10 protein-coding genes are annotated in these 11169 nt (G+C 66.1%); 3 read left to right on the plus strand and 7 right to left on the minus strand.

The window, feature by feature from the left end; genetic code table 11:
- On the minus strand, positions 1–1757 hold a 1757-nt coding region (locus Q0O95_RS11175), incomplete at its 3' end, for an ATP-dependent Clp protease ATP-binding subunit (protein WP_293698544.1).
- Between the two features lie 152 nt (positions 1758–1909).
- Here Q0O95_RS11175 and Q0O95_RS11180 point away from each other — a divergent pair.
- The 3 genes from Q0O95_RS11180 to Q0O95_RS11190 are packed head-to-tail and all read left to right on the plus strand — an operon-like array spanning position 1910 to position 4663.
- Positions 1910–2506 (plus strand): hypothetical protein, encoded by a 597-nt coding sequence (locus Q0O95_RS11180; protein WP_293698547.1) that lies wholly within the window; start codon positions 1910–1912, stop codon positions 2504–2506.
- On the plus strand, positions 2506–2757 hold the full coding sequence (locus Q0O95_RS11185) for a helix-turn-helix transcriptional regulator (protein WP_293698550.1): 252 nt from the start codon (positions 2506–2508) through the stop codon (positions 2755–2757). Before Q0O95_RS11180 ends, Q0O95_RS11185 begins: the two co-directional genes overlap by 1 nt.
- 37 nt (positions 2758–2794) lie before the next feature.
- The gene (locus tag Q0O95_RS11190; protein WP_293698554.1) at positions 2795–4663 is read left to right on the plus strand and encodes a CPBP family glutamic-type intramembrane protease; all 1869 of its coding nucleotides are present in this window, start codon (positions 2795–2797) and stop codon (positions 4661–4663) included.
- A gap of 27 nt (positions 4664–4690) precedes the next feature.
- Here the strand turns inward: Q0O95_RS11190 and Q0O95_RS11195 are convergent, their stop codons facing one another.
- The 6 genes from Q0O95_RS11195 to Q0O95_RS11220 form a co-directional block, all read right to left on the minus strand.
- Positions 4691–4885 carry a hypothetical protein gene (locus Q0O95_RS11195; RefSeq protein ID WP_293698557.1) on the minus strand — a complete coding sequence of 65 codons (195 nt, stop codon included), beginning with the start codon at positions 4883–4885 and terminating at the stop codon, positions 4691–4693.
- Positions 4886–4953: 68 nt separating this feature from the next.
- Complete coding sequence (gene lysS, locus Q0O95_RS11200) at positions 4954–6699, minus strand: lysine--tRNA ligase (protein WP_293698560.1); 1746 nt, start codon at positions 6697–6699, stop codon at positions 4954–4956.
- A 114-nt stretch (positions 6700–6813) separates the two neighbouring features.
- Entirely contained in the window at positions 6814–7665 is an 852-nt protein-coding gene (panC, locus tag Q0O95_RS11205) for a pantoate--beta-alanine ligase (protein ID WP_293698563.1), read from the minus strand.
- A 131-nt stretch (positions 7666–7796) separates the two neighbouring features.
- Positions 7797–8957 (minus strand): hypothetical protein, encoded by a 1161-nt coding sequence (locus Q0O95_RS11210; protein WP_293698565.1) that lies wholly within the window; start codon positions 8955–8957, stop codon positions 7797–7799.
- A 284-nt stretch (positions 8958–9241) separates the two neighbouring features.
- Positions 9242–9931 (minus strand): Rossmann-like and DUF2520 domain-containing protein, encoded by a 690-nt coding sequence (locus Q0O95_RS11215; RefSeq protein ID WP_293698567.1) that lies wholly within the window; start codon positions 9929–9931, stop codon positions 9242–9244.
- On the minus strand, positions 9928–11169 hold a 1242-nt coding region (locus Q0O95_RS11220; protein WP_293698570.1), incomplete at its 5' end, for a PH domain-containing protein. The genes Q0O95_RS11215 and Q0O95_RS11220, both read right to left, overlap by 4 nt.

Below are 11169 nucleotides of genomic sequence, written 5' to 3' on the forward strand. Positions count from 1 at the left end.
CCGAACTCGCTCATGTCGAGCGAGATCAGGGCGTCCTCGTCGTCGAACAGGAACTCCGCGAGCGCCTTCGCAAGTTCGGTCTTGCCGACACCGGTCGGGCCGGCGAAGATGAACGAGCCGGATGGCCGGTTCGGGTCCTTGAGGCCGGCACGCTGGCGGCGAATGGTCTTGGCCAGCACCGCGACCGCTTCTTCCTGGCCGACGACGCGTTCGTGCAGCGCCTTCTCCATGAAGATGAGGCGCGCCGACTCTTCCTCCGTGAGTTTGAATACGGGGATGCCCGTCGCGTTCGCGAGGACCTCCGCGATAACGCCCTCGTCGAGGGTGCCCGTGGGGCCTCCCTCACCGGAGCGCCACTTCTTCTCGAGGCGCAGGCGCTCGCCGAGCAGGTTCTTCTCCTCGTCGCGCAGCTTCGCTGCGCCCTCGAAGTCCTGCTCCTCTATCGCGGATTCCTTGCGGCTGCGAACGTCGGCGATCTTGTCGTCGAACTCACGCAGCTCGGGCGGCGCGGAGAGGATCGACAACCGCAGGCGGGCGCCACCCTCGTCGACCAGGTCGATCGCCTTGTCCGGCAGGAAGCGATCCTGCACGTAGCGGTCTGCAAGGTTCGCGGCGGCGACGAGTGCGCCATCGGTGATCGTCACCTTGTGGTGCGACTCGTAGCGGTCGCGAAGACCCTTCAGGATGTTGATGGTGTGCGCAACCGACGGCTCCTCCACCTGAATTGGCTGGAAGCGACGCTCGAGCGCTGCATCCTTCTCGAAGTGCTTGCGGTATTCGTCGAGCGTTGTCGCACCGATCGTCTGCAGTTCACCGCGGGCCAGCAGCGGCTTCAGGATGTTCGCTGCGTCGATCGCGCCCTCCGCGGCACCAGCCCCGACAAGGGTGTGGATCTCGTCGATGAACGTGATGATGTCACCGCGGTTCCGGATCTCCTTCGTCACCTTCTTGAGGCGCTCCTCGAAGTCACCGCGGTAGCGGCTCCCGGCGATGAGGCTGCCGAGGTCGAGCGTGTAGACGTGCTTGTCCTTGAGCGTCTCGGGCACTTCGCCCTTGACGATGGCCTGCGCGAGCCCCTCGACGACGGCGGTCTTACCGACGCCGGGCTCACCGATCAGCACCGGGTTGTTCTTCGAGCGGCGCGACAGGATCTGCATGACGCGCTCGATCTCCTTCTCGCGCCCTATCACGGGGTCGAGCTTGGCGTCGCGGGCAGCCTGCGTCAGGTTGCGACCGAACTGGTCGAGGATCTGCGAGCCCTTCGACTCACCGCCCTGCGCTACTCCGCTTTCGCCGCCGACGGAAGCCGTCTCCTTGCTTTGCCCACCGGAGAGCAGCTGGTTCACGGTCTGACGCACCGTGTTGAGCTCGGCGCCGAGCTTCACGAGCACCTTCGCGGCAATGCCTTCGCCCTCTCGGATCAACCCGAGCAGCAGGTGCTCGGTGCCGATGTAGTTGTGGCCGAGCTGCAGCGCTTCGCGGAGGCTCAGTTCGAGCACCTTCTTCGCGCGGGGCGTGAACGGGATGTGGCCCGACGACTGCTGAGCACCGGATCCGATCATCTCCTGCACGTGCTCACGCACAGCGTCGAGGGAAATACCGAGCTGGTCGAGTGCCTTCGCAGCTACGCCTTCACCCTCGTGGATCAGCCCGAGCAGGATGTGCTCGGTGCCGATGTAGTTGTGGTTCAGCATCTTGGCCTCTTCTTGCGCGAGCACGATCACCCGCCGGGCGCGATCCGTAAACCTCTCGAACATCCGGTTCTCCTAACGTCTTGGCTACGACTGTAACTGCGCGGAGCCCCCTTATGTGCCCGTGTTCGCTCACGGCTGTTGAGGTATTGCGCTTCTTAACGAGATTCGTTATGTTATCGATACTCGTTAACATCGATAAACGATAAGGAGTTGTCATGTCAGTCTCGAACACATCACCCAGCCGCACCGAACGAACGTTGCTGCTCGCCCTCGGCACAGGTGCTGTCATCTGGATCGTCATCTGCCTACTCCACGGTGGCCACGCGGCCGTCATGGCCTTCCTCCCCGACGCGGGAGCACTCGTCGCCTTCACGCTGCCCGCCGAGGATGCATCGACGACATTCGGCACGGACACCACGTCATTCGCGGGTGAACTCGTCATCCCGGGACTACCGCTGCCGGCTCTTGTGATCTACCTCGCGGCTGTGACTGCCAGAGCCGGGGCCGGGATCCTGATCGGCTGGGGCGTGCTGCGACTCAGCCGACGGATGCTCGCAGGAGACGTGTTCCACAGCAGCGTCGCAAACGCACTCGGCTTCATCTCGATCGGCATCGCGCTCGGTATCGTGAGTTCCGCACTGCACGGATGGGTCAGCATGCTGTCCCTCGAACTGCTGCCGGCAGACTCGCCGCTTGCGGCATCCGCCGACATCCTGCTCCGCGACATCGCGCTGCTCCTCATGATCGGAACAGCAACCATCGCCGTCCGCATCGGAGCGCGCCTCCAACGGGACACCGAAGGACTCGTCTGATGACCGACGACACCAACAACCTGGGCCGGCTGCACAGCCGCGTCGGCGAGCTCGCCGCAGCCCGCGACATCACACTCACCGAACTCGCCGAACGCGTCGGCATCAGCCCCGTGAATCTCTCGGTGCTGAAGAACGACCGCGCGAAGGCGATCCGTTACACGACCCTCATCGGGCTCTGTGACGCACTCAACTGCCAGCCAGGAGATCTCTTTGTATTGGCCCCGCACCCAAGCAATGCGCAAGACGGGTGAACTACCCTGGACGCGGATAGGTTTCGAAAGGGTTTGAATGTCGTATACGCAAGGTACCCCGAACCCGTACGGGCAGTCGGGGTACGTGCAGCCGCAGGCAGGACAACGACCGACAGACTGGACGGCACCCGGTTCGTACGACGGTGCTCGCCCGTGGGATCGGGGAGCAGGCGGGGTACCGATGACCCCCCTGCAGCAGGCACCGAAACCGCGGTCGAGGTGGACTCCCGCGGTGCTGCCGCTGGACGGCCAGGACTACGCGAGCGCCTACCGCCCGTTCACGAAGCGCTGGGGCCGCTGGTTCGCGGTCGGCGCCGTGGCAGCGGGCTTCTTCATGCTGGGTCAGATTCCGATGACGATCTGGATGGTCGGATGGATGTTCTCCACGGCCGGGGACATCATGTCCGGCGGGCCGCTGGATCCCATGGAGGCAATGGGCGACCTCATGGGCTCTCCCTGGTTCCTGCTGCTGACGAACTTCTCGTGGGCGATCATGATCCCCGGCAGCATCCTCGCGATGGCCGTCTACGGGCCGAAGGCCTGGCGGTTCGTGCTGAGCGTGACCGGCAAGTGGCGCTGGGATGTCACGCTGAAGTCGCTGGGCCTCATCGCTCCCTTCTTCGCCCTCTACATCGGCACGATGCTCTTCATGTCGGTCGGAGGCGACTGGCAGTGGAACCCCAACTGGCTTCTCGTCATCATCGTGCTGCTCACGACCCCGCTGCAGTCGGCAGGCGAGGAGTTCTTCTTCCGTGGCGTGCTGACGCAGCAGATCGCCGGCTGGATTCCCCGACCCGTTATCGGCTCGCTCGTCGCCGGAGGAGTGACCGGCATCATCTTCGGAGCCATGCACATGCACGGCTTCACGCTGCCGACGCTGCAGCTCATGTTCGTGGGTTTCGTGTGCTCGCTGCTCACGTGGCGTACCGGTGGCCTCGAGGCCGCGAGCGTGCTGCACGCCTGCAACAACGTGTTCATCATGCTGCCGCTCGCCTTCATGGGGTTCGCCGCGTTCGACCCCGATGCCCCCGGCACTGACGAAGCCGGTACCAGCTTCGGAGCAGAGTTCCTCGTCTTCGGGATGGCGACGGCCGCCATGGCGCTCTCATACGTCGCTGTGCACTTCGGGCTCCGCAAGGAGCAGCGAGTCACTGAGGGAGCGCCGGGTGCGGAGGCACTGCTGGTTCCTTCGCACGGCCCCGCCGCTCCCGTAGGAGTTGTGCACGGTTATGGCTATGGCTCGCCAGTGCGGGGCGCTCACGTCCAGAACCCGTACGCGCAGGCCGCCGCTCCCGCGCCTTCCGCGGCCGCGCCTCCGACGCAGGCTCCTCCCACCGCGCCCCCTCCGCAGGGAGGCTTTCCTCCGTACGGAGGGCAGCCGGGCCAGGGTTTGCCTGGACGGGGCCAGCCGGGCCAGGGCCAGGCTGGGCAGGGCATGCCGAATCCGCACGCGCACCCTTCGACTTCCGCACCGCCGGCAGCTCCTTCGGCAGCCGGGCCCGGATACCCGGCGGCACCGCAGCAGGGTTACTCCGGTCAGAATCCTCAGGGCCCGAATACTCCTGGCCAGAACGCTCCTGGCCAGAGTGTTCCTGGCCAAAGTGTTCCCGAGCAGGGGCAACAGGTGTGGTCCGGCGCGCGGCACCAGGATCCCTCCTCGACATCCCAGCCGGCATCATCAGTTGCGACGCCTACTCCCTCGACTCCAGCGCCCGCTGCGTCGTCGCCGGCTCCGAACCCGTATGCGCCGCCACCCGCCGCCCCGGAACACGCGGCACCGCGCGAGAACGTCGACCCGGATGCTGCTCCGTCACCAACTGCTTCCGCTGATGAGCACAATCCGTACGCGCCTCCGGCACCGCGGCATGCGGAAGACGGCAAAAGCGGAAGCGGCACCGAGGCATAGCCTTCGGTGCCGCAACGGTCGTACGAACTAGCTCTTGGTCGACGCTTCGGTCTTGGGGGCCAGGCCCGCCTTGGCGCGCTCCTCGGCCTCGATCTTGTCGTAAACCCGGCGTGACGTTCTGTCGGCCCGAACGATCGTGCGAAGAATGAACCAGAAGATACCCCCGACAAGAATCGTGGGGATGATCGAAAAGAGCGCGTTGGCCCAGTACTCCTCTGGCATAGGCATCATTCTACCCGGCGAGTCAACTTGTCGCCGCTTGGCTCGGATGAGCCCGGCCGGAGCGGGCGTTAGGCGGTAAGCAGTTCGCGAACCCTCGCCGGTCCGATCGCCAGTAACAGGGTCGGGATGCGGGGCCCGGTCTCCCCTCCGACCAGCAACCGGTACAGCAGCGCGAAGAACGCGCGCTGTGCCGCCGAGAGTTCTTTGTCACCCTTGACGATCGCATCGGCGGGCAGCCCCCGCTGCAGCTTCGGCACGCCGTACGCCTGATGCGTGAGCCCGTCGAGCGTCCAGACGTCTTCAATACGCGGCAGGTCGCGTTCAGCATCACCATCGAGCAGCAGAGCAAGCGCTTCGCGCTGCTGCTCATCGAGCGAAGTGAGCACCTCGCGATCGGGAGCATCCAGGACGACCGTGTGCTCCTCCTCCGGCATCTTCGTCGAAACCCACTCGGTGACCCTGTCGAGGCGCGGCCGCAGCTCGTCGAGCGAGGAGACGCCCTGCGCATCCAGGCCGCCGGCGATTCGCAGCACCTGCTCTTCATCGCCCGTCGTGATGTCGACGATGGATGCGAGGGTCCGGTACGGGATGCGGTGCGGGGTCTCCGGCAGCGTCAGTTCGGCCGTCGAAGTGGCGCGAGTCAGAGCCGCGAGCTCCGCGGGCTGCGCAGTGCCGGCAGCGACCTTGCGGTTCAGGGCATCCCACTCGTCGTACGTGCGCTGCAGAGGGGACGCGAAGTCGATGTCGAACGACTGGTTCATGCGGCGCCGCGCGTACAGCCAGCGCAGCACGGCGGGCTCCATGACTTCGAGCGCGTCCGACGGCATGGGCGCGCCTCCGCGCGAAGACGACATCTTCGCGACGCCCCCGAACCCGACGAAGGCGTACATGGGGCCGAGCGGTCGTTCCCAGCCGAAGATCGGCGCGAGCTCGAGCCCCACCTGGAACGATGAGCCAGGCGACTGGTGGTCGACTCCGCTGGGCTCGAACACGACCTTCTCGTACGCCCAGCGCATGGGCCAGTCGACCTTCCAGACGAGCTTCCCCGACCGGAACTCGCGCAGCAGTACGGTCTCGCTGTGCCCGCAGGCGCACGAGTACGTCATCTCGGTCGTCTCCGAGTCGTAAGCCTCGATCGTCGTGAGATCCTTGCCGCACTCCGTGCAGTACGGCTTGTAGGGGTAGTATTCGCTGCCCGCCGAACCGTCGTCCTCCGACGCCGCTCCCGACGACTGATCGAGAGCAGCCTGCAGCTCCTCGTCCTCGTCCTTCGCAGCCGGCAACGTCCGGAACTTCGCCAGAACAGCGTCGATGCCGGCTCGGTGCTTCATGGCGTGCAGGATCTGCTCCGTATAGGCGCCCGAGGTGTACTGCTCGGTCTGGCTTATGCCACGGTATTCGATGCCGAGCGCGGCGAACGACTCCTCTGCTTGAGCACGGAAGTGCGCTGCCCACGATGTGTGCTCAGAACCGGGAGGCGCAGGAACACTCGTCAGCGGCAGCCCGACGTACTGCTCCCAGGACTCATCGACGCCGTCGATGCCCTTCGGCACTTTCCTGAATCGGTCGTAGTCGTCCCAGGAGATGATGTGCTCGGCTGGCAATCCTCTTCGCCGCAGTTCGTCGGCAACGAGGTGCGGGCTCATCACTTCGCGGAAGTTTCCGAGGTGGATGTTCCCGGAAGGCGACAGCCCGGATGCGGCGAGGGGCACGGTGCCGCGCCGTTTCGCTTCAGCAGCGACCTCGTCGGCTAGTCGCGATACCCAGTCGGCGCGTTCGTGGTCGACGGACGTGGCTGAAGAAGAAGTCGTCATGATCATCCATTCTAGGAGCGTCGGCGTACTGTGCTCACCCACCCGAGAATGCGAAAAACTTCGAAACGTGACAGTCATTCTTCGAAGTTTTTCGCACCCTGCTGGGAGGGCGCGTCAGGGAATGCTTATGAGCGTGTTGTCGATGAGGCGAACGCCGTCGACGACGCCGGCGATGAGTACTCGTACGGCGCCGGAGTGGTTCTCGTCGACCGGCCGGAACGTCTCGGGGTCGACGGCGACGAGGTAGTCGAGCTTCACCTTGGAGTCCGACTGCATGACGCCCTGCGCCGCCGCGAGCATCGGTTCGACGCCGAGATCCGCCGACCGGCTCGCAGCGACGAGCGCGCGCGGGATTGCGAGGGCGTGCTTGCGTCGTGCAGGGTCGATCCGTGCGTTCCTGCTCGAGAGCGCCAGCCCGTCGCTGTCACGTTCGGTTGCAACCGGCACGATTTCCGTCGCGAAGTCCAGGTCGGCAACAAGCCTGGCCACGAGATGGAGCTGCTGTGCGTCCTTCTCGCCGAAGCACGCAAAGTCGGGCTCGACGATGTTGAGCAGCTTCGAGACCACGGTCAGGACACCGTCGAAGTGCCCCGGCCGGCTGCGTCCCTCGAACCGCGAGGCGGCCATCCCCGCCTGCACAGTGATCTCGGTCTTGCCGTGCGGGTAGATCTCCTCGGTCGACGGGGCAAAAACGTACTCGACGCCGTGCTCATGCAGTTTCGCGAGGTCGTCTTCGAGCGTGCGCGGGTACGCATCGAGATCGCACTTATCGCCGAACTGCGTCGGGTTCACGAAGATCGAGACGACGACGACATCGGCTTGCTCACGGGCCGCGGCAACGAGCGCGAGGTGACCGGCGTGCAGCGCGCCCATGGTCGGCACGAGTGCGATGGTGCGGTCGGATGCGCGCTCGATCGCCAACGTCTGCCGGAGTTCCTCGATGCTGCTGATGGTGGAAATGGGCACGGCTGGCAGTTTACGGTACCCGAGCGCAAGCGACGATCGCCGCGTGATGACTCGAAACACGGCGTTGTACTCGAGAAGCGGCGAAAACTGCCGTTGTTCGGAGCAAAAGCCGAAAAGCGCCGTCTTTCGCGTCAGGCCGGGCCCCTCGCGCGTCGAGTGGCTCGTGACGTGACCAGCACGATCCCTCCGACTGCAATCGTCAGGGCAGCGGTGATGGAGACCGCTGTCGCGGAAGTCGGTTCGTCCGACATGAGCAGAAGCGCGCTCGGGGTCAACGAGCCGCCGAGGGCGCCGCACGCAACGAGCACGCCCGTCACGCGACGAGCGTGAACAAGGGGGACGCGCGCGAGGCCTATGCCGAGGATGATCGAGTAGCAGGGCCCGAGAGCGGCAACCGCGACAGCAAGGGTAGCGATAGCGAGCCATGGGCGTTCAGTGAAGGTCAGTGACGACGCTGCCAGTGCCAACGCGGCGGTCAGCGTCGATACCAGCAGGTATGCGACGCTCGAGATCCCGCGACCCAAGAGATACGTTGCGAGATAGCGGCCAGCCGCCAGTAGCACCCAGAAGACGGAGGTTCCGATAGCCGCGTGCTCAGCAGTGATCGAGAGCGCCTGCGCCGGGATGGCCGCCGACCACCCCGCATACACGGTTTCGACGCCCACGTACAGCAAGAGTGCGAAGGCAATAGGGGCGAGCACCACCGCGACGCGAGCTCGAGGGTACTGATGCTCCGAATCCGGCGCTCCTGCACCTGGCTGGGCCGCCGCCGGCTCGATCACCTCTCGTTGCCGCGCGCCCCGGGATTCGAGCATCCACAGCCCCGCGATTGAGCCGTGCAGGACAGCGACCGCCACGTACACGGCGCGAGGCGCCACGCCGAGAGGGGTCAGGGCGATCAGCAAAGGCATCCCGGCAGCCGCGACGGCCACGCTGCCCGTTAGCGCCGAGAGCAGGCGCGCGGTTTGTCTGCCTGCTATTTCACGCGCCAGCACGCTCCCGCCGGCTTCGACGAGGCCGAACCCGACTCCTACGAGGGCCGACGCAGCGATGAATCCTACGGCCGACAGCGACATCGCAAGCCCTACGAATCCGGCGCTTTGAAGTGCGGCTCCCGCGGCCGTCAGCGTACGTGTCGATATCCATCGTGCCACCGCAGCGCTGAGGAGGACGCCTATCAGCAGTCCCGAGAACAACGCGGGAACAGCGGGCAGATACGCATCGAGACCAGCATCGGCAGACACGGCAACAGACGGCAATGTCGCAGGCACGGTCGCGGCGGAAATTCCCATACTCGCGAACGTGGCGAAGAGCACCGGGGTTGCGCGACTACGTCTCGATGACAGTGCTCCGTTCTCAGCGTCGACGATGACCTCCGTAAAGCTATTACAGATGAAGTGCGATCTCAGGTAAAATTAGTACGCAATGAGTTCTTCCCGTCGCGAATCGCCGCGGCCCCGTCAACTTCTCGGTCGCCTGGCGATGAGAGGACGTTCCTGCGGCGTGTCGTCGCCCAGCGACCGAGAAGTTGGCAATTCCCGTGTGCAGGTTGGCCGGTGGGTCGACCAGAACGAAGTCAGGGCTCGAGATCGTAGTTGCGCGCCAAGGCAGATTCCACACTGGAGCGCACGACCTGGCCGAGCACGCGACCGGGGCGCTCGACGCCGAGCTCGGCGAGCATTCCCGCCGCCTGCGCGACGATCGAATCGGAGAACTCGGTCGCCGTCGCGATGGCTTCGGCGTACGCGGGTCGATCGCCCTCTTCTATGACAACGGGCTCCGATCCCATTTCCACGACGAGCGCCTGCCCGATCGGCAGCACGGCCGCCGGCGCCGTGACAGCGCACACGGCCTGCTGCAGGCCGGCCGTGTCGATCGATGTTCCCGTGAACGACATTGCGGGATGCACGGCAAGCGGAATCACACCCTGCTCGACGGCAGGAAGCAGCACTTCCGTGCCGAACTGCGCATCCGTGTGGAGGACGAGCTGGCCCTGTTGCCACAGCCCGGCCTCCGCGAACCCGGCAACGAGCCCCGCAAGTTCATCGCGCGGAACCGCGAGCACAACGAGCTCTGCGCGCTCGACGATCTCGGGGGCCTCGAGCAACGGAACGCCGGGAAGCATCGTCTCAGCGCGCTCCCTGCTGTTCTCACCGATGGCGTGGATGCCGACCAGTGCGTGCCCTGCCCCTGCAAGTGCGGCTCCCACAACGGTGCCAACCCTGCCGGCACCGATGACGCCGACGCCGAGGCGGCCCGGCTTCATCGGTTGCGGTCGTTGCGCTGCTCGTCGTCCGGCGTCGAAGGCTGCTGCATAGGGTTCGCGACGGGAGGTGGGTTCCGCCTCGACCACTGCTGCTGGCCGGTGTCGTCACTTGGGGCCGACGGGCTCGGCATGCTCGGGTTCGGCACGGGCGGCGGATTCCTGCGCGACCACTGCTGCTGCTCAGGGTTCGCCGCAGGTGCCGACGTCGCGCGCTGCTCCGTCTCAGCCGGGCCCGAATTCGGAGCAGGCGGCGGATTCCTGCGCGACCACTGCTGCGGAGCGGCGTCGATAGGGGTTTCCGTCGCGCCGGGACGTGCTTCCGGAGGTGCCTGCGGCGACGGCCCCTGCTCCCCCTGGGGCCCGAGGTGCGCAATGGGCGTGTGCGTCATGGGAGGCCGGTCCGGGAACTCGACGTCGGGGTCGGTTGGCGCGGCGGCGGGTTGCGAGGGAGGAGCAAACGACGACTCCGGTCCTCGCACTCGCCGCGCATCTGGCTGGCCCGGCGCACTGGCCGGAGAACCTGGCTGGGCCGGCGCGCTGGCCCGGATGGGAGTATCAGGCCGGGCGGAAGTACCGTTCTGGGAGGGCATACCAGGCTGCGCCGGGGCGCCGGTTTGATCGGCTCCGCCGCCGAACCCTGCCTGCTGCTGCATCGGGTACGCGGGCGATGGCGGCGGCCCATCCTGGCCCGACTGTCCCCGGTCCGGCTGGTTGTGGCCCCACAGGTTGTGGCCCGACGGTTCCTGGCCCAGCTGCCCCTCAACCGACTGACCCTGGCTCGGCGCCGCGTACTGCACGCTCCCGTGCTCGGCGGTCGGCCGACCAGAGCTCGCGCCGGCGGGCTTGACGCCCCAGGTCTCCGAGCGATCGGAGACCATCGCAGCACGGACGGTCGGGTAGGCGTGGTCGAAGGCGACCTGCGCGTCCCGTGCGTCGAGGGCGCCGAGGCTCTTGTTCCCCAGCATGCCGACCGTGTGGAACTGGATGCGGGCGAGGCCCGCCATGCCGTAGATCGGGCCCTGCGTCATCCCTACCGACTGCACGCGGGCTGCTGGCATGATATCGGCCGATCGCCAGATCGCGCCCTTACGCAGCACGAACATGCTGTCGCGGGCGTGGATGCCGTTGCGCTTCCGCGAGAACCAGCGGAACGCCTGCGCACGGGGCGGGCTCACAATGAAGCCATCGCCGGGCTCGCCCTTGCCGAGCAGACCCTGATCGATGATGTACCGGGAGTC

It is taken from the genome of uncultured Agrococcus sp. (assembly GCF_945915485.1).
Taxonomy (GTDB): Bacteria; Actinomycetota; Actinomycetes; order Actinomycetales; family Microbacteriaceae; genus Agrococcus.

Coding starts and splice junctions, on each gene's coding strand:
- Q0O95_RS11210 (WP_293698565.1), bottom strand. CDS start 8,957: ATGGGAATTTCCGCCGCGACCGTGCCTGCGACATTGCCGTCTGTTGCC.
- Q0O95_RS11215 (WP_293698567.1), bottom strand. CDS start 9,931: ATGAAGCCGGGCCGCCTCGGCGTCGGCGTCATCGGTGCCGGCAGGGTT.
- Q0O95_RS11190 (WP_293698554.1), top strand. CDS start 2,795: ATGTCGTATACGCAAGGTACCCCGAACCCGTACGGGCAGTCGGGGTAC.
- Q0O95_RS11180 (WP_293698547.1), top strand. CDS start 1,910: ATGTCAGTCTCGAACACATCACCCAGCCGCACCGAACGAACGTTGCTG.
- Q0O95_RS11185 (WP_293698550.1), top strand. CDS start 2,506: ATGACCGACGACACCAACAACCTGGGCCGGCTGCACAGCCGCGTCGGC.
- lysS (WP_293698560.1), bottom strand. CDS start 6,699: ATGACGACTTCTTCTTCAGCCACGTCCGTCGACCACGAACGCGCCGAC.
- Q0O95_RS11195 (WP_293698557.1), bottom strand. CDS start 4,885: ATGCCAGAGGAGTACTGGGCCAACGCGCTCTTTTCGATCATCCCCACG.